The sequence below is a fragment of the Ruegeria sp. N10 genome, from assembly GCF_056531545.1.
In genome coordinates this window covers 551633-569056 of sequence record NZ_JBQFLY010000001.1, presented here as the reverse complement: position 1 = coordinate 569056, position 17424 = coordinate 551633, and the positions used below count along the sequence as shown (strand labels likewise).

17 protein-coding genes and 1 tRNA gene are annotated in these 17424 nt (G+C 55.5%); 7 read left to right on the top strand and 11 right to left on the bottom strand.

Annotation, left to right across the window (positions count from 1 at the left end; translation table 11 throughout):
- The first annotated feature begins 7 nt into the window (after positions 1-7).
- From ACR0JI_RS02825 to ACR0JI_RS02805, 5 genes are all read left to right on the top strand, one after another.
- On the top strand, positions 8-838 hold the full coding sequence (locus tag ACR0JI_RS02825) for an ABC transporter ATP-binding protein (protein WP_480476739.1): 831 nt from the start codon (positions 8-10) through the stop codon (positions 836-838).
- A 726-nt stretch (positions 839-1564) separates the two neighbouring features.
- On the top strand, positions 1565-1894 hold the full coding sequence (locus ACR0JI_RS02820) for a hypothetical protein (protein WP_480472794.1): 330 nt from the start codon (positions 1565-1567) through the stop codon (positions 1892-1894).
- Between the two features lie 207 nt (positions 1895-2101).
- Positions 2102-3112 (top strand): branched-chain amino acid ABC transporter permease, encoded by a 1011-nt coding sequence (locus ACR0JI_RS02815; RefSeq protein WP_480472795.1) that lies wholly within the window; start codon positions 2102-2104, stop codon positions 3110-3112.
- The gene (locus tag ACR0JI_RS02810) at positions 3109-4422 is read left to right on the top strand and encodes a branched-chain amino acid ABC transporter permease (RefSeq protein ID WP_480493142.1); all 1314 of its coding nucleotides are present in this window, start codon (positions 3109-3111) and stop codon (positions 4420-4422) included. The genes ACR0JI_RS02815 and ACR0JI_RS02810 overlap by 4 nt, the downstream gene beginning before the upstream one ends.
- Positions 4423-4603: 181 nt before the next feature.
- A complete protein-coding gene (locus tag ACR0JI_RS02805; RefSeq protein WP_480493141.1) occupies positions 4604-4858 on the top strand; it encodes a hypothetical protein in 255 nt (84 codons plus the stop codon).
- A 32-nt stretch (positions 4859-4890) separates the two neighbouring features.
- Here the strand turns inward: ACR0JI_RS02805 and ACR0JI_RS02800 are convergent, their stop codons facing one another.
- Positions 4891-6438, bottom strand: a complete 1548-nt coding sequence (locus ACR0JI_RS02800; RefSeq protein WP_480472801.1) for a helicase HerA-like domain-containing protein — start codon at positions 6436-6438, stop codon at positions 4891-4893.
- 432 nt (positions 6439-6870) lie between these two features.
- On the opposite strand from ACR0JI_RS02800, the gene ACR0JI_RS02795 reads away from it, so the two are divergent.
- Complete coding sequence (locus tag ACR0JI_RS02795; RefSeq protein WP_480472803.1) at positions 6871-7449, top strand: invasion associated locus B family protein; 579 nt, start codon at positions 6871-6873, stop codon at positions 7447-7449.
- Between the two features lie 49 nt (positions 7450-7498).
- On the opposite strand, the gene ACR0JI_RS02790 is transcribed toward ACR0JI_RS02795, so the two are convergent.
- Genes ACR0JI_RS02790 through ACR0JI_RS02775 form a run of 4 tightly spaced genes read right to left on the bottom strand, consistent with a single transcriptional unit; the run spans position 7499 to position 11740 of the window.
- Positions 7499-8707, bottom strand: a complete 1209-nt coding sequence (locus ACR0JI_RS02790) for a beta-ketoacyl-[acyl-carrier-protein] synthase family protein (RefSeq protein ID WP_480472805.1) — start codon at positions 8705-8707, stop codon at positions 7499-7501.
- 9 nt (positions 8708-8716) lie between these two features.
- Positions 8717-8974 (bottom strand): acyl carrier protein, encoded by a 258-nt coding sequence (locus ACR0JI_RS02785; RefSeq protein WP_480472807.1) that lies wholly within the window; start codon positions 8972-8974, stop codon positions 8717-8719.
- 32 nt (positions 8975-9006) lie between these two features.
- Positions 9007-10098, bottom strand: coding sequence for a UDP-3-O-(3-hydroxymyristoyl)glucosamine N-acyltransferase (locus tag ACR0JI_RS02780; protein WP_480493140.1), 1092 nt, complete (start codon positions 10096-10098; stop codon positions 9007-9009).
- 34 nt (positions 10099-10132) lie between these two features.
- Positions 10133-11740 (bottom strand): L,D-transpeptidase family protein, encoded by a 1608-nt coding sequence (locus ACR0JI_RS02775; RefSeq protein WP_480493139.1) that lies wholly within the window; start codon positions 11738-11740, stop codon positions 10133-10135.
- Between the two features lie 353 nt (positions 11741-12093).
- Between ACR0JI_RS02775 and mepK the strand changes: the two genes are divergently transcribed.
- Positions 12094-12663, top strand: coding sequence for a peptidoglycan L,D-endopeptidase MepK (gene mepK / locus ACR0JI_RS02770; RefSeq protein WP_480472813.1), 570 nt, complete (start codon positions 12094-12096; stop codon positions 12661-12663).
- 273 nt (positions 12664-12936) lie between these two features.
- Here the strand turns inward: mepK and ACR0JI_RS02765 are convergent.
- From ACR0JI_RS02765 to sufC, 6 genes are all read right to left on the bottom strand, one after another.
- Positions 12937-13013 (bottom strand) — tRNA-Arg (locus ACR0JI_RS02765).
- 77 nt (positions 13014-13090) lie between these two features.
- On the bottom strand, positions 13091-14311 hold the full coding sequence (locus ACR0JI_RS02760) for a cysteine desulfurase (protein ID WP_480493138.1): 1221 nt from the start codon (positions 14309-14311) through the stop codon (positions 13091-13093).
- A 13-nt stretch (positions 14312-14324) separates the two neighbouring features.
- On the bottom strand, positions 14325-14891 hold the full coding sequence (locus ACR0JI_RS02755; RefSeq protein WP_480493137.1) for a YIP1 family protein: 567 nt from the start codon (positions 14889-14891) through the stop codon (positions 14325-14327).
- Positions 14888-15373 (bottom strand): YIP1 family protein, encoded by a 486-nt coding sequence (locus ACR0JI_RS02750; protein ID WP_480472819.1) that lies wholly within the window; start codon positions 15371-15373, stop codon positions 14888-14890. The genes ACR0JI_RS02755 and ACR0JI_RS02750 overlap by 4 nt, the downstream gene beginning before the upstream one ends.
- Positions 15373-16653 carry a Fe-S cluster assembly protein SufD gene (sufD, locus tag ACR0JI_RS02745; RefSeq protein ID WP_480472821.1) on the bottom strand — a complete coding sequence of 427 codons (1281 nt, stop codon included), beginning with the start codon at positions 16651-16653 and terminating at the stop codon, positions 15373-15375. Before sufD ends, ACR0JI_RS02750 begins: the two co-directional genes overlap by 1 nt.
- A complete protein-coding gene (sufC, locus tag ACR0JI_RS02740) occupies positions 16653-17408 on the bottom strand; it encodes a Fe-S cluster assembly ATPase SufC (RefSeq protein ID WP_480472823.1) in 756 nt (251 codons plus the stop codon). Before sufC ends, sufD begins: the two co-directional genes overlap by 1 nt.
- Between the last annotated feature and the right edge of the window lie 16 nt (positions 17409-17424).

Here is a 17424-nt window from a genome sequence, read left to right as displayed (position 1 = left end):
CGCTGGCATGAGCGACAACCCCTATCAGGACGACAAGGGCAACAAGGACGCATCAATTACCAACACGCAAGGTATCGGTACAATGACGCCTGCCCGTCGTAAAAGCGGTGCAACACACCGCGTTGAAGGCGGCCCGTTTCTGATCGGTGACACCATGACTGGCGGCTATGGCAAAGGCCCGGATATCCTGCACGACTGTACCATTGCCGTGGATAAGGGTGAGATCGCCGTTATCGTCGGCCCCAACGGTGCGGGCAAGTCAACGGCGATGAAAGCCGTGTTTGGGATGCTGGATGTGCGCGCCGGCTCAGTGCGTCTGGATGGCGAGGATATCACCAGCCTCACCCCACAAGACCGCGTGATCCGCGGTATGGGCTTTGTTCCTCAGACGTCGAACATTTTCACCTCGATGACTGTCGAGGAAAATCTGGAAATGGGTGCCTTCATTCGGCGCGACGATTTCTCGGACACGATGGAGCAGGTCTATGACCTGTTCCCGATCCTGCGCGACAAACGCAACCAGCCCGCCGGTGAGCTTTCTGGCGGTCAGCGCCAGCAGGTTGCCGTGGGTCGCGCGCTGATGACGCAACCCAAGGTCCTGATGCTGGACGAGCCCACCGCAGGTGTCTCACCCATCGTTATGGATGAGCTTTTTGACCGCATCATCGAGGTCGCACGCACTGGCCTGCCGATCCTGATGGTTGAACAAAACGCCCGCCAAGCACTTGAAATCGCTGACAAAGGATATGTTCTGGTTCAAGGTCGAAATGCCTATACCGGGACAGGTAAGGAATTGCTGGCTGATCCGGAAGTGCGGAAGAGTTTCTTGGGCGGGTGAGAATGAAGTACCTTGCCAAATTCCTTGCGGTTTCCACCTTCTTTTTTGTGCCCGGAAACGGGTTCGCAGAAATTCTGCGTTTGAAGGCGAACGGTGTCGAGATGCACTGTATCGCAAAACACGATTGCAACCCACCTCTTGATTGCGGTGGCGATGATTTCAATGACTGCAAACAACGCAAGGGGTATTGCAAAGACTCCTGAGCTTCGCATTTCAGCCTCTTAAGGCGGAAGATACTAACGATCAAAAACCGTATGGCATGTTCGCGTTTGCTGGTCATGAAAAGTTCGTTTTAACGGGCGCAAAGATTGCTCTGGAAAACCAACAGAACGTAGTTTTGGTTTTGCTGAAGGGTCAACCGCCTTTGGATGAATTTGAGAACTGGAACGTCATGTTGTCAGATAACGGACGAATTAGTGTTCACGTGAAACTTACGAGCGGCATACCGTCTGTGGCTTCTTATCGTGGCGCTTGTCAGGTGCCCAATTAATGGGCTTCCTCACTCTTCCCGTTGTTTTTTGAGCCAACGGGCTAAGACTGAGCATGTGTTTCGCCCACGCTCAAATTATTCCGCCATCCCAAGATTTCCACGCGTCGGCTGCAATCCGGTCACATTGTGCGTTTAGCGCCCGGCGCTGTGAAGGAAACGGTTTCCCGGACAAACAAATCTGATTCCGAGAAATCAAGCGAACCTTCTGAATGAAAAACTCTATTCAGGACCCAAAAATGAAAAAATGGATATGGGTGGCCGTCGCCACTTTGTGCACGACCGCTGCAATTGCGGAAGAACGCCACTTTGTCTGCGTCTCAGACCGTGACGGCAGTGAAGTGCGCCTCAAACGGGCGTCGGAAGGAGACAAGGGCATCATCGAAACCGCAAGTGTTTCTGGCGACGCGATGGTCTTCAAAGGCGTTGGCAACATAACGTTTGTCTATATCCAGGGCGATGAGGTCATGACTTTTGTCGTGAACTATGACGACATGACCTTTGATCTTTCGGTCAAAGGCCCCAACGCGGGGACTGATCGCGGCGCTTGTACTGAAACAAACGCCTGAGCCCCCTTCCGACCATCTCGACCACGCACCGGAATTGACCGGTGCGTGACTGAGCCGGGCTTGATGTGGAAAGTCCGTCCTTCTTGAAAGTTTTTCTAGGGTATTTTCGCTACCAGCAGGAAAATATGACGATAAACCGCGTGCAAAACATTGTGCCCGCGCAGACCGTTATGCCATAAGGTCGCACCCGGACAGTGAGAAGAAATAATGGACTTACTCAACGCGCTTGTTGCGCTTGCCAACTTTGTCATCGTGCCTGCGATTGCCTATGGCAGTCAGTTGGCATTGGGGGCGCTTGGCGTGACCCTGATCTACGGCATCCTGCGGTTTTCGAACTTTGCCCATGGTGACACCATGGCCTTTGGGGCGATGATCGCTGTGCTTGTCACCTGGGGCTTACAGGCCGCTGGTGTCAGCTTTGGGCCGTTGCCAACTGCCCTGCTCGCCCTGCCCTTTGCTATCCTTGGCTGCATCATGCTGGTGTTGGTTACAGACAGACTGGTCTACCGCTTTTACCGCGAACAAAAGGCCAAGCCGGTTATCCTTGTGATCGTTTCAATGGGTGTAATGTTCATCATGAACGGTCTGGTGCGCTTTATCATCGGGCCGGATGATCAAAAGTTCTCGGACGGTGCAAGATTCTTGATATCCGCGCGGGACTTCAAGTCCATCACGGGCCTTCAGGAGGGTCTGGCCATCAAGACCTCGCAAGGGATCACCCTGATAGTGGCCGTTATTGCCGTGGCCTTGTTGTTCTGGTTCCTCAACAAAACACGAACCGGAAAATCGATGCGCGCCTATTCCGACAACGAGGATCTGGCACTTTTGTCCGGTATCAACCCTGAACGTGTTGTGATGATCACCTGGATCATCGTAGCCGCCTTGGCGACCACAGCGGGTGTTCTTTATGGGCTGGACAAAAGCTTTAAACCCTTCGTCTACTTCCAGCTTCTGCTTCCGATATTCGCTTCGGCCATCGTGGGTGGCCTTGGTAACCCACTGGGCGCAATTGCAGGCGGGTTCATCATCGCGTTTTCCGAAGTGACGATCACCTATGCCTGGAAAAAAGTACTGACCTATGTGGCCCCCGAAAACCTGGAGCCGTCCGGATTGGTTCAGCTCCTGTCCACCGATTACAAATTCGCTGTCAGCTTTGTCATCCTGCTGATTGTGCTTCTGTTTAAGCCCACGGGCCTGTTCAAGGGAAAAGCAGTATGACCGAATCTGTCAAAAACACTCTGCTTTTCATAGCTGTTGGCTGCCTCATTCTGCTGACCGGTTTCACGCAAAGCTGGAACACCGCCGTTCTGATCCTGAACATGGGGCTGATCTCGGCCATCATGGCGATCGGTGTGAACCTGCAATGGGGCTTTGCGGGCCTGTTTAACGTGGGGGTCATGGGCTTCGTCGCGCTGGGCGGTCTGGCCGTGGTGCTAGTATCAACAGCGCCTACCCCGGGTGCCTGGGGCGCAGGCGGTTATGGTATCGTTCTGTCCTTGCTACTGGGGGCTGCCACTGTTGTTGCAGCCGTACTGGTGGCAACAAGAATGCCCAAAGGCCGGGTGCAGACGCTGACAATAATCACTGTCCTTATCGTCGGCTTTTTCCTCTACCGGGCCGTGTTCGACCCCAATGTTGCCGCAGTTGAAGCCATTGACCCGGCGATTGCCGGTAACATCGGTGGACTGAACCTGCCCGTTCTGCTGGCCTGGCCTGCCGGAGGTCTGCTGGCTGCCGGGGCGGCATGGCTGATTGGCAAAACCGCGCTTGGGCTGCGGTCAGATTATCTGGCGATTGCCACGCTGGGTATCGCCGAGATTATCATCGCCGTCATGAAGAACGAGGACTGGCTGGCCCGCGGCGTGAAGAACGTCTATGGCATCCCGCGCCCCTCGCCGGTTGTCGGGTATGAAGTTGACTTGCAGCAAGATCCGGCTTTTCTTGCCCGCGCCGAATGGCTGGGGCTGGATCCGGTCACTGCATCCACCCTTTCGGTGAAACTTGGGTATTCGCTGCTGTTCATGCTGGTTCTTCTGGCGCTGCTGTGGATGGCGCAGATGGCGCTGAAAAGCCCGTGGGGCCGCATGATGCGCGCAATCCGCGACAATGAAATTGCAGCCGAAGCAATGGGCAAGGACGTCACCCGTCGCCACTTGCAGATTTTCGTATTAGGGTCGGCCATTTGCGGCGTCGCTGGCGCGATGATGACCACCCTGGACGGACAGCTGACACCGGGCACCTACAATCCGTTGCGCTTTACCTTCCTGGTTTGGGTCATGGTGATCGTTGGCGGTTCGGGCAACAACTTCGGAGCCGTTCTGGGTGCGTTCCTGATTTGGTTCTTGTGGGTTCAGGTCGAGCCGATTGGCTTGTGGTTGATGAGTGTGATCACCGCAGGCTTACCGGATGGCAGCGCGCTGAAGTCACATCTTATTGATAGTGCCGCACATATGCGTCTGTTCACGATGGGCCTGATCCTGTTGATTGTTCTCAGATTCAGCCCAAGGGGTCTGATCCCCGAGAAATAGACCGACGCCACGTTCCAATACACAAAACCCCGCCACTAATCTGGCGCGGTTTCTTGATTCTTAAGGTTTTTCTGAATAAACGGACCCACCACAGTGTTTTTGATTTGCGGCAGGTTGCTGGCACTCACCCTCGCCTATGCCGTTTCAATCGATCAACAAGACGAGTATACAAGAGTAGAAAATGAAAGCACCACGTCTGAAATCACTCATTCTGTTTCCGGCTATTGCGGTTGTAGTATCCGCATGCGTTCCCAGCCCCGAAGATCTTGAGACGACGCCGGTCAAGGTACAGACTCCTAAAGGTGTTGTGACCTGCCAGCTCTATCGTCAGGATCGTGTGACCTGGGACCGCGCAATCGACTTCCCAGCCACAAAGATGTCTGTCCCCGAGGCTGACGCCTATTGCCGTCAGGAAGGCCAACGCCGACTGAAGTAAACGCGACAGCGCCCCCAACGGGCGCTGCGTTCTTACCTGTTGCGGAACAAACCGCCGAGGATACCGCGCACGATCCGGCGCCCGGTAGTGCCTTTAAGCTCTTTGATCACCGCTTCGGTCATCGCTGTGGCAAAGGTGTCCTGCTTGCGCTCAACCCGGGATGAGGACCGGTCAACCCGGCTGCCCGAATATCTGCGGGCCGAAGAGTATTCGCGTTCGATCGGCGATTGCGCTTCAAAAACTTCGTCGGATTCGGCCAGTTCTGCGGCATTGGCCGCAGCTTGGGCCCGCGCCTGAAGAATCTCGAAGGCAGATTTTCGATCTATGTTCTTGTCGTATTTCCCCGCCATTGGTGAAACTGCTAGAATGTCCCGGCGTTCGGCATCTGAAATTGGCCCCAGCTGAGATCCCGGCGGGCGAATAAGCGTGCGCTCGACCACGCCCGGAACACCTTTCTTTTGCAGCATGGAAGTAACGGCTTCCCCCACGCCGACTTCGCGAATTGCCGTTTCCGTGTCAAAAGTCGGATTCTCGCGATAGGTTTCAGCGGCCAGCCTCAGGTTCTTTCGGTCCCGCGCCGTGAATGCCCTTAATGCGTGCTGAATACGGTTACCCAGCTGACCCAGAATATCTTCCGGGATATCGGCGGGACTCTGAGTAATGAAGTATACCCCCACCCCCTTTGAACGGATCAGGCGGGCGACCTGTTCGACCTTGTCCACCAGTACCTTTGGCGCATCGTCAAACAGCAGATGGGCCTCATCAAAAAAGAACACCAGCTTTGGTTTTTCGGGGTCTCCAACCTCTGGCAGCTCTTCGAACAGTTCACTCAACAGCCACAACAGAAACGTTGCATAAAGTCTTGGGGCGGCCATCAGCTGGTCTGACGCCAGAATGTTCACCATCCCCTGCCCGTTTTCGTCTGTTCGCATCAGATCGGCCAGATCCAGCGCCGGTTCTCCAAACAGCTTTGTACCGCCCTGATTCTCGAGGACCAGCAGACGTCGCTGAATCGCACCGATCGAGGATGTAGATACATTGCCGTATCGCAATGACAGTTGCGCCCGATTCTCTCCGATCCAGACCAGCAGCGCCTGTAGGTCCTTAAGGTCCAGCAACGGCATCCCTTCTTCGTCGGCCACGCGGAATGCGATATTCAGGATACCTTCCTGCGCCTCACTCAACTCCAGTAACCGCGATAGTAACAGCGGGCCCATTTCCGTCACTGTCGTGCGCACGGGATGGCCCTGTTGGCCAAACAGATCCCAGAATGTCACTGGGCAGGCAGAATAGGCAAAATCATCGAACCCGATCCGACCAGCCCGGTCTTGGAACGCCTGATGCAGTTTGTGCGTCTCGCTGCCCGGAAGGGCCAGCCCAGACAGGTCCCCTTTCACATCCGAGAGGAAAACTGGGACACCCGCCTGAGAAAACCCTTCTGCAAGAATCTGCAATGTCACAGTCTTGCCGGTACCAGTTGCCCCGGCAATCAACCCATGGCGGTTCGCATATTTCAACGCCAGTTCCTGCGGCTGGCCATAGTTTTCACCGCCACCGCCCAAAAAGATATTCGTGCCCATTAACATTGCCTTATTGTTCACCGATCCGCCGCCAGCATACAAAGTTAACCTTTGACTGCGATAGTCTATTTGCCTTGCATTGCGGGGCAGACTTCCTCCCTGTCGACTGGCCGTGCCTGCTGGCACGGCCCTTTTGGTTCGGCCACTGGATTATTATTCTGGCGCATAGATTAAAAATTGAGGATAGCTGTTGACCCGTGTGCGCCCCTTACGTAGGGTTTGCGCATAAATAAGTCGGCCAGTCCGACGGGGAGAAACTTATGGGGAAGGGAGCTGGTCGAACAGCTCCCTTTTTCTAATCTCTGAAGGTGCGGTTCCAGCCCTCAGGCAAGAATCCGTTCACCTTCGCAAAGGCTGTTCTGTTAGTGCCTGACACTGGTTCAGAAGAGTGTTAAACGAAGCAAAAAGATCAATCATCAACCCGAGGCATTCATGTTCAAGAAAATCCTTTCGTTCAACACGGTCGCCGCCGTTCTGCTGTCCGGAGCAGCGTATGCACAAGACACAACCACAACCGCGCCAGACGCTGGTCTGGACCTAGGTCAGGAAGGACCCCGGGTCGGAGAACAGTTCGTAAAGGAAGAATTCGGCGATTGGGACGTATCCTGTATCAAGGCACAGGAAGGCGAGGATCCTTGTGCCATCGTTCAGGTTCTGGAAGGCAACAATGGTGATCCGATCGCAGAAGTATCGATCGGGAAACTGCCGGAAGGTGGTGCCGCCGTTGCTTGGGCAAACGTCATCGTACCCCTGGAAACACTGCTGCAAGCGCAACTGGCCCTGTCAATCGATGGCGCTCCGCGTAAATTGTACAACTATCACCAATGCGTTCCCGTGGGCTGCATCGCGCAATTAGGTCTTAGCCAAGGGGATATCGATGCGATGAAAGCTGGCACTAAAGCGACGTTTTCGCTGGTTCCAGCCCGTTTCCCGGATCAGGTTCTTGAAATGGACATGTCGCTCTCCGGCTTCACATCGGGCTTTGACGCTCTGAACGTCAACACAAACTAAGAAAAAAACATCCGTGGAAGCCGCCGTATTAGTAACGGCGGCTTTTTCACTAAACCCGCTTCAGGGCCAGTACGGCATTTAACCCACCAAAGGCGAATGCGTTGCTGAGAGCGACGTCGACCTTTGCCTCGCGCGCTTCGTTCGGTACGACGTCCAACGCGCATTCCGGGTCCGGTTCCTCATATCCGATCGTCGGTGCAATGACACCGTCCCGCAGCGCCATGATACAGGCCAGCAGCTCAACCGCGCCGGTCCCGCCAATCAGATGACCGTGCATGGATTTCGTGGACGAGATCATCAGATCGTCGGCGTGTGGGCCAAATACGTCGGCCACAGCTGCGCATTCGGTTTTGTCATTTGCAGCCGTTCCGGTGCCATGAGCGTTGATATAGCCCACATCTTTTGCGTTCAGCTTCGCATCGGCCAAAGCACCAGCCATGGCACGCGCGGCCCCTTGTTTGCTGGGCATCACAATGTCCGAGGCATCCGATGACATGGCAAAGCCGACAACTTCGCACAGAATTTCGGCACCTCGGGCCCGGGCGTGTTCGTATTCTTCAAAAACAAAGACACCTGCCCCTTCACCCTGCACCATTCCGTTGCGGTTGGCACTGAAAGGGCGACATGCGTCTTTCGACATCACGCGCAACCCTTCCCAGGCTTTGACACCGCCGAAACACAGCATGGATTCCGAGCCCCCCGTTACCATGACCGGAGCCGCGCCACTACGCACCATCTGAAAAGCCTGAGCCATCGCATGATTTGACGACGCACATGCTGTCGAGACCGTGAAACTTGGGCCCTTCAGGTTGTGTTCCATGGAAACGTGGCTTGCGGCAGCATTGTTCATGAGTTTTGGAACGACAAAGGGATGTACCCTGTTTTTTCCATCCTCATAAACCGAACGGTAATTGTCATCCCAAGTCGAAACACCACCGCCCGCAGTCCCCAGAACAACACCTGATCTGGCTGCAAGTTCGCCATGAAACTCGATACCCGACTGCTCAATCGCCTCTTTGGCTGCCGTCAGGGTGAATTGGGTGAAGCGGTCGTACAGCGACATCTGCTGTCGGTTGAACCGCCCTTCTGCCTCGAACCCCCGGACCTGTCCGCCGATCTTGATGGCCAACCGGTCGACATCCCGAAATTCCAGATCGGAAATACCACAACGACCTTCGCGCATGGCTTCCAGCGTGTCAGGGACCGAATGGCCCAGCGAATTGATCGTACCCGCTCCGGTTATGACAACGCGTTTCATGAGCGTTTGTCAGACCTTTTCCGACACAAGCTTTTCGATCCCAGAGATGATCGCAGCCACATTCGAGATATCAAAATCACTGGCCTCGGGTTCGTTGGCATTGAAAGGAATCGAAATGTCGAACTCTTCCTCGATGGCAAATATGCTTTCGACCAGTCCAAGGCTGTCGATACCCAGATCTTCCAGCGTGCTTTCGGGCGTTACATCCGATGGCTCCAGAACGGCCTGCTCTGCAATGATCGCGATGACGCGGTCGCTGATGCTCATGTCGATCCCCTGATTATCAGTTTGAAGTTGATTTAATCGCTCGGGGTCTGTTTGAAAACAGCCTTTTTGAGTGCCTCGACGTCGCGGGCCATGCGGGGCAAGCGTCGTTGCGCCTTGTAGATATCCGTATGCGTTTCCATTTTGACGCCGGGATACCCCATGATCACGCGGCCGGCGGGAACATTGGACAGTATCTTGGTGCCGCCTCCGGCAATAACCCCGTCCCCGATGAATATGTTGTCGACAACGCCGGTCTGACCGCCCAGAACCACGTTGTTTCCGATCTCAACCGATCCCGACACACCAGTCTGACCGCACAGCAGGCAGTCCTGACCGACGCGAGTGTTGTGCCCGACATGGACCAGATTATCCAACTTGGATCCGTTGCCGATACAAGTGTTTCGGATCGTGCCATTATCGATTGTACAATTCGCGCCGACTTCGACGTCATCACCGATTTCCACCGCACCCAACGAATGAATGCGCAGCCAGCTCTGTGCTTTGGCCTCACCCTGATCGCCCATTGTCTTGCGTACATTTTCGACGCCCGAGACTTCGGGTGTTACGAAGCTGAACCCGTCCCCTCCGATCCGGGCACCGGGTTGCGCGATAAAGCGATCTCCGATCCGCGCCCGTGCGCCAATGCTGACCATTTCGCGCAACACCGCTTGGTCGCCCAATATGGCGTCCATTCCCACCACGCACTGTGCCCCTATGACAGAGCCTGCGCCGATCCGGGCGCGCGCGCCCACAACAACCAACGGACCAATCGCCACATCCGGACCGATTTCAGCGGTCGGGTCGATCACGGCCGAGGGGTGAATCCCGGGTTCAACTCCCTGCCCCCGATCCAGCATGGCCGTGATGCCAGCCATGGCCATGCGGGGACGTTTGACAAAGATCGCGGCACGCAATCCCATCGCCTGCCAGTCGGCCCCTTCCCAAAGGACAGCCGCACGTGCGGCTCCGTTGGCAAGCGCCTCGGCATATTTCGGAGACATAGCCATCGCCAAATCTGTCGGACCTGCGTCGCCCGGTTCGGCGGCGCGCACGATCGTCAGGCCGCCATCGCCCTGACATTCTGCCCCCAGAGACTCGGCGATCTGTTGTACGGTAAACTGCATGGCGGGCTTCCTTTTGGCAGGATTTGCCCTGTGCTTACCCCTGAACGTCCGGCAGGGCCACCCCTGCCTTTTGCAAGGCTTCCCAAATCTTGCCGTCCCGCCCATAAACATCGCGGCGATACTGCACTTCGCCTTTGGGCCCGATATAGGCCGTGCGATAAATCAGATGCACCGGAACTTTCTGCTCCAGATTGACTTTGGTTTCTTTTCCGGTGTTCAGAACGCGATGGAAGAATGCCTTTGGATCTTCCTCCTGTTTGGCCAGCAAGGCGTAAGCAAATTCAAAGGGCTGGGCCAAGCGGATACACCCATGTGAAAAGGCCCGAACCTCACGCGAGAACAGGTTTTTCTGTGGAGTATCATGCAGATAGATGTTGTGCTTATTGGGGAACATGAACTTCACCAGACCCAGCGCATTGCTTTGGCTGGGCGGTTGGCGCATTGCGAAAGGAAAATTTCTGGTCGTAAACTGGGTAAAATCCACCGCACTCCGATCGACTTGCCTGCCGCTTCTGTCAGTTATCAGAATATGGCCCACGGCATTCGGGTTTGATTGCAGCTTCGGCAGGTATTCCTTGGTCACGATCGAGCGGGGAACATGCCAACTTGGGTTAATCACCATATGCTCCATCTCATCCGAAAACTCCGGACTTCTGCGATCATGAGCATTTTTACCGATGACTGCGCGGGTTTCAAAAGTGACTTGCCCGTCGTCCACGATCTTGGCTGAGAAATCGGCTTGGTTCACAAGGATATGACGCGTACCTCGTTCCCGAGGCAGCCAGCGTTCGCGTTCCAACGCAACGTAAACGGCTTTCAACCGGTCTGTGGCTGGACGGTTAATCTCGGCAATCGTCCCCTTGCCCGCCACGCCATCGGGTTCAAGCCCATGCGCTGTTTGAAAGGTGCGTACACCTTCCAACAACGCGTTGTCGAAAGACGGGCTGGCGGATGGTTTCATGTAACCCATCACCACCAGACGGTCGCGCAGCTTGACAACATTCGGTCCGGTATCACCGTATTCCAGCTTGTTTTCGGGCACTGTTGGCCCCCATCCGCCCTGGAACACCAGTTTTTCCAGAACCAGCTTCTGCTTCATCAGCGCGCGGTATTGGTGTGTTTGCGGTGACAGGGCTGCAAAGTAGGCCGCGCCCTGAGTGTTTATTCCCTGCAAATGCTCGGCCGCGCTGCGACGATCTACGGATCGAACCAGCCCCTCATCGACACTGCTGGGCCGGATTATGCCTGCGTAAAGCGCGTCGGCGTATTCGACAAAGATACGGCTCAGCTCTGCTTCAACAGCACCGAGATCGCGCACCGAACGGGCCTTTTCCATCTTCTCCATCACGGCGGCAACAGTCGGCTCGGCCTGTGGCAGGCCATGCAGATGCGCATTCGTAAGCGCATTGATCAGCGCCGCCCGGCGCCGTGTGTGTTCGGGCGTATCACCCACCCAAACTGGCGAAAACCCGTTCGCCCGGTAGAATTCGACCAATTGCGGCGCCTGCGGCGTATGTTCAGCAATCGCCATCTGAAACGCAGTCCCTGGCACCGCTTCAGGCGACGTATTGGCGACAGATGCAGTAGCCACGAAACACGCGGCAAACAGGATGCTGGTACTGGTGCGGAGAACGGAAAGCATAGGATGGCCTTGAAATTCAATAGCTTGAACTGGTGATTGATACGTCGCACGATTATGCAGTCGCGTCAGAACGCTTGTCCACTCACGAAATCCTTACCAATTCGCTTCTTCGTGGGCCTGATGCGCGTTTGCATCGGCAGGGTGACCCAAAGCCCACAACTGCGAAATTTTCGTGATTCGCTGTGACATATGCGCAAAAAACTGCCGAAATTTCCCCCTTGAAAAGGTGCAATTGAAACACTTCTTGGCCGTCGATTCCGATTGTGCCATACATTCCGCATCTGGGATGGGAATAATTAAGACAGTGCACGTAACATCGTGTGCAGGCAGGAACAGTACGGGACGAAACTAAAATGACAGAGAGCAGTTCCTCGGGCTTGACCCGGCGTGCCCTATTGGGAGCGTTTGCAGCAACGGCAGTCGTAGCAGCACCCACCTACTCCAACGCAGCAGGCTTTTTACGCGGTGGCGGCGATATTCGTCGCATTCGTATGTATTCCGGTCGCACTGGCGAACGGTTGGATATGATCTATTGGGTCGATGGTAAGTATATCAAGGACGCTGTCAAAGAAGTGAACAACTTCATGCGTGATTGGCGCACAGATCAGGTAAAATCCATCGATTTGCGCACGATTGATATCATGGCGGCATCACACAACCTGCTGGATGTCAACGAACCCTATATGCTGTTGTCAGGCTATCGCTCTCCTCAGACCAACGCAATGCTGCGTTCCCGGTCGCGCCGTGTGGCGCGCAATTCGCTTCATATGGAAGGGCAAGCAGCTGATCTGCGCCTTGCCTCCCGCTCGGTTTCACAGATGGCCAAGGCAGCGATGTCGTGCCGCGCAGGCGGAGTTGGTCAGTATTATGGATCGAACTTCGTACACATGGATTGTGGCGTGGTTCGCACCTGGCGCGGGTAACGCCCGGACGCTTTTGGTCTGTTCAGAACCTATTCTGACTGTATCTTCCGGTCGGTTTTCTCGTAGTCGTAGCGATTGGCGGCAGAGCCGCCAAGTGTGCTAATTTGTTATTCTCGGCACCTGACAGAATATCTCTCCCTCAAGCACTGCAACTCAGCTATGATTATTAGCTTGCGAGCCGTTGCAATGACTGCACGATCAATGCGCTAAGAAAGCCAAATGACAAGCCCACTGTTCAGGGCTTCCGAATTCAATCCGACGTTGAATATAGGGTGGCGCACCTGAGAGGATTCGAACCTCTGGCCTCTGCCTTCGGAGGGCAGCGCTCTATCCAGCTGAGCTACAGGTGCCTTGGCCGTTAGCTAACCTTGTTCCAATCCGGGTGCAACTGCAAATCGCGATTGCCGCACCCTTATCAAGACCAAAATCAGGCAAACAGATCATGCGCCAATTCAAGCGCTTCGATCAGTGTATCAACTTCATCGGTAGTGTTATAGAGACCAAAGCTGGCGCGGCATGTTGCAGTCACCCCCAGATGGTCCATCAGCGGCCCGGCACAGTGGTGACCGGCGCGAACCGCTACACCTTTCTTGTCGAGAATGGTTGAGACGTCGTGAGCATGGCCAGCACCGTCCAGCGTAAAGCTGAAAATCGCGGCCTTGTCCGGGCGAGTGCCTTGAACCTGCAACCAGTTCAGCCCAGTCAGACGTTGCATCGCGTAATCGCGCAAGCTGGATTCATGAGCTGCGATGTTTTCCATCCCCAGGTCCATCATATACTCCAGCGCCACGCCAAGACCGATGATCTGAACGATCCCCGGCGTGCCGGCCTCGAACTTCATTGGCGGGTCATTATAGATGATCTGATCCTTGCTGACCTCTTTGATCATGTCGCCGCCACCGATAAAGGGGCGCATTTCGGCCATGCGTTTGGATTTGATGTAAATCGCACCCGACCCTGACGGCCCATAAAGCTTGTGGCCTGTGATCGCGTAGAAATCGCACCCGATTTCTTCGACATTTACCGGCATGTGAACGGCACCCTGACTGCCATCAACCAGAACCGGGACGCCCTTGGCGTGGGCACCATCAGTTATGGCTTTCACATCCACGACCGTACCCAGCACGTTCGAGCAGTGTGTCACTGCAACCAGCTTGGTTTTCGGTCCGATTGCATTGATTACCGCCTGCGGGTCAAGCCCGCCCTCTGCGTCGACATCGACCCATTTCAGTACGACGCCCTGTCGTTCGCGCAGGAAATGCCAGGGTACGATGTTTGCATGGTGCTCCATCACACTCAGAACAATCTCATCGCCCGCTTCAAGTCGCGGCATAGCCCAGCCATAGGCGACCAGGTTGATCCCTTCGGTCGTACCAGAGTTCAGGACGATCTCATTCTCGTTCGATGCCCCCAGAAACCGCGCGATCGTGCCACGAACGGCCTCGTATTTCTCTGTCGCAAGATTGGACAGGAAATGCAGGCCACGATGGACATTCGAATACTCCTCGGCATAGGCCCGCGTCACCGCGTCAATGACCACCTGAGGTTTCTGAGCCGAAGCACCATTGTCGAGATACGTCAAAGGCTTGCCATTCACCTGACGCGACAAGATCGGAAAGTCAGAGCGGATTTTCTGCACATCATACATAAGAGAGGTATTCCTAGACGGGCCCGGTTGGGCTTAGAAACAGAACGAAGGGGATGGCGACAAGGGCTGACAACACAATTACCGCAAAGGATTTCCAGAGCGACCCGAGTTGATGCGCTTCGTTCAGAAAATGAAGCGTGACGTAAAGGCTCAGGATTGCTGTCGCCAACAATGTCATCATCATCAGGAACGGTAGGGTCAGGCTCAAGATCAGCGTCACGACCAAGGCGGCTATTTGCAAGAATTGCAGCCAGATCGTCAAAACCATCAGATCATCGAACTTCGCCAGACCTCCAAGCATTCGCCCGACCAGCAGGAATGCGACGATGCTCAGCATCATGGCCCCGGCCGAGCGCACCAAAACCATGGGAATGCTTTCGAGCGCCGGAGAGGGTTGGCCTGCCGCCATTGTTATTGACAAACCTATTCCCAATTGGACAACGCAGTTCAAAACGACCGCCAGTGCAAATGCCAGCCAAAGCACTTCTCGCCCCAGCTTGAGCGCCATCAGCCGTCGCGCCGCTTCGGCCGGGTTCCTGATCGTCAGGACAGCCAGATTTCCCAGAAAACTCGAATTCATGCGACGGACCTTTGCACTTGTCTGAGACCGGATACCCAGAACCAGACAAAAACAGCAACCCAGACAAGACCCACAATCGTCAATGTAGGCCCTGGTCCGATAAACCCGGCGACAAGGCCGTTCAGCAGAACCAGCGGTGCAGACGACAACAGCGCCCAGAACAGCGCCAGGCGCGCACCATAAGCGCTTCCCTGACCGCCAAACAAGCGCGCCGCCCAATGAGACACCAGTGCCAGCGTGTAAAAGACCAAGGGCAGAATGAACACGGATCCGAGCAGAGCACCACCCAAAAGCATGTTCAGCTCAACGCCTTCCAGATGCGCTTTGCGCGCAAGGCCAGGCATCTGGGCGATGAATGCCACCACACAAAACGCCATGACAAAGATCAGCGCACGGTCTTCTCGTTGACCCATATCCAGAAGCCTGCGCACCACGCGCCCCGGCCCCTTGTACGTTGCCAGGATATCCGACGACAGGGCCATCAGCTTCGGCGCGCCAGCCACCCTTCCAGACGGCTTACGATTTCATCTGCCAATGTGCTGTCTTCGATCTCGTCCACTGCTTCGGCCAGGAATGCCAGCGTCAACATGTTGGTCGCGTCCTTGACCGGTACACCCCGTGACCGAAGATAGAACAACGCCGTATCGTCAATCGCACCCGAAGTTGAGCCATGGGAACACGCCACGTCATCGGCGTAGATCTCAAGTTCCGGTTTGGCGAGGAACTGGCTGTCATCATCCAAAAGCAGCGATTGACTGATTTGGTAGCCATCGGTTTTCTGGGCCCCTTGCTTTACAAGGATCTTGCCTTGAAACACTCCGGTCGCACCGTTGCGCAGCACTTTCTTAAAGACCTGACGGCTTTCGCAATTCACCGCGTCATGGGTGATGAACACCGTGTCATCATGGTGGAAATCACCATCCCCAACACAGGCCCCGGCCACATGCGCCACCGCATTGTCGCCGGTCAGTTCAACGACCTGTTCGTTACGGGTCAGCACCCCATTCGCAGTCAAGGTGAAGGACTTGTAGACCGACTCTGCCCCCAAACGAGTGAACATATGGGTCGCGGCGCGACGTTCATGGTCCCTGCCCTGCGCCCGCACATGATGCAGCGTCCCCTTGTCGGCAATTTCAATCTCTGTACATTTGTTGAAACGCGACGCCGCCGGGCCGGATTCAAGAATAGTCACCTCGGCCCCGCTTTCCACGCGAATAACGTGATGCAGGATCGCGTCGGATGTCGGCGAGGCATGACGATAGATCAGGTTGATCGGTTTGGAGGGTTTGCCCGTAACGTGAATGGCAACGCCGTCCGACGCAAAAGCCGTGTTCAATGCAGCCAACGGGCGTTGAACCGGGGACTGGCCGCGCGCTTCCAGAACGCCATACAGGTCTTTTGCCCAATGAATGTCTTTGCAGCAGATGTCTTCAATCCGGTCGATCTTGACACCGTCCAGCGACAGGTCATCGGATTCCTCGGCGCTGAACACCCCGTCGACAAAAACAATTTTCAAACGGTCAAGGTCGTTGAAAAGCACCGGTTCATCATTGATAAACACCGCCGCAGGCAAAGCCTCGGCAGAAATCAGACTATCGGGTTGAGTGTATTTCCAATACTCATCCCGGCGCCCCGGCAGGCCGGATTCCAGAACACGCGCCAAAGCGTCTTCGCGTGCACCACGGGTGCAGCCCGCATCGGGCATGATCAACGTAGCCAGACGCGCCTCGGTTGCGGATTGTTTCGCTTGCGGCAAAGCCATCAGTTCACCTCGGCCAGAATGTCGGCATAACCGTTGTTTTCAACCTCAAGTGCCAGTTCAGGTCCGCCCGTCTTAACGATGCGACCATTGGCCATGATATGCACAACATCCGGTTTGATGTGATCCAGCAGGCGCTGATAATGCGTGATCACCAGGAACCCACGGCCTTCGTCCCGCAGGGCATTCACACCTTCGGCCACCAGTTTCATCGCGTCCACATCAAGGCCCGAGTCGGTTTCGTCCATGATGCACATCTTGGGTTCAAGCATGGCCATCTGCAGGATTTCGTTGCGCTTTTTCTCACCGCCCGAAAAACCAACATTGACCGGGCGCTTGAGCATATCCGCGTCGATCTTTAGCGTCTTTGCCTTGGCACGCACCTCTTTCAGAAAGTCTGCGGCAGACAGTTCCTCTTCTCCACGGGCCTTGCGCTGCGCGTTTACCGCGGTGCGCAGGAACGTCATGTTGCCAACGCCGGGGATTTCAACCGGGTATTGGAAGGCCAGGAAAACACCTGCTGCCGCGCGCTCTTCCGGTTCCATCTCCAGCAGGTTCTGACCGTCCAGAGTGGCCGAACCTTCGGTCACTTCGTACCCGTCGCGCCCCGACAGAACATAGCTGAGGGTCGATTTGCCCGACCCGTTTGGACCCATGATCGCGTGTACCTTGCCAGCCTCGACCGTCAGGTCCACACCTTTGAGAATCTGCTTGTCTTCTTCTTCAAGCTGTACGTGCAGGTTTTTGATTTCCAGCATTTTTTGTCCTTTTGCG

Bases quoted from the DNA above. Each gene is read 5' to 3' on its own strand.
- sufC (WP_480472823.1), bottom strand. From the start codon at position 17,408: ATGCTGGAAATCAAAAACCTGCACGTACAGCTTGAAGAAGAAGACAAG.
- ACR0JI_RS02820 (WP_480472794.1), top strand. From the start codon at position 1,565: ATGAAAAAATGGATATGGGTGGCCGTCGCCACTTTGTGCACGACCGCT.
- ACR0JI_RS02825 (WP_480476739.1), top strand. From the start codon at position 8: ATGAGCGACAACCCCTATCAGGACGACAAGGGCAACAAGGACGCATCA.
- ACR0JI_RS02780 (WP_480493140.1), bottom strand. From the start codon at position 10,098: ATGCAGTTTACCGTACAACAGATCGCCGAGTCTCTGGGGGCAGAATGT.
- ACR0JI_RS02785 (WP_480472807.1), bottom strand. From the start codon at position 8,974: ATGAGCATCAGCGACCGCGTCATCGCGATCATTGCAGAGCAGGCCGTT.
- ACR0JI_RS02810 (WP_480493142.1), top strand. From the start codon at position 3,109: ATGACCGAATCTGTCAAAAACACTCTGCTTTTCATAGCTGTTGGCTGC.
- ACR0JI_RS02815 (WP_480472795.1), top strand. From the start codon at position 2,102: ATGGACTTACTCAACGCGCTTGTTGCGCTTGCCAACTTTGTCATCGTG.
- ACR0JI_RS02760 (WP_480493138.1), bottom strand. From the start codon at position 14,311: ATGTATGATGTGCAGAAAATCCGCTCTGACTTTCCGATCTTGTCGCGT.
- sufD (WP_480472821.1), bottom strand. From the start codon at position 16,653: ATGGCTTTGCCGCAAGCGAAACAATCCGCAACCGAGGCGCGTCTGGCT.
- ACR0JI_RS02800 (WP_480472801.1), bottom strand. From the start codon at position 6,438: ATGGGCACGAATATCTTTTTGGGCGGTGGCGGTGAAAACTATGGCCAG.
- ACR0JI_RS02775 (WP_480493139.1), bottom strand. From the start codon at position 11,740: ATGCTTTCCGTTCTCCGCACCAGTACCAGCATCCTGTTTGCCGCGTGT.
- mepK (WP_480472813.1), top strand. From the start codon at position 12,094: ATGACAGAGAGCAGTTCCTCGGGCTTGACCCGGCGTGCCCTATTGGGA.
- ACR0JI_RS02755 (WP_480493137.1), bottom strand. From the start codon at position 14,891: ATGAATTCGAGTTTTCTGGGAAATCTGGCTGTCCTGACGATCAGGAAC.
- ACR0JI_RS02750 (WP_480472819.1), bottom strand. From the start codon at position 15,373: ATGGCCCTGTCGTCGGATATCCTGGCAACGTACAAGGGGCCGGGGCGC.
- ACR0JI_RS02790 (WP_480472805.1), bottom strand. From the start codon at position 8,707: ATGAAACGCGTTGTCATAACCGGAGCGGGTACGATCAATTCGCTGGGC.
- ACR0JI_RS02795 (WP_480472803.1), top strand. From the start codon at position 6,871: ATGTTCAAGAAAATCCTTTCGTTCAACACGGTCGCCGCCGTTCTGCTG.
- ACR0JI_RS02805 (WP_480493141.1), top strand. From the start codon at position 4,604: ATGAAAGCACCACGTCTGAAATCACTCATTCTGTTTCCGGCTATTGCG.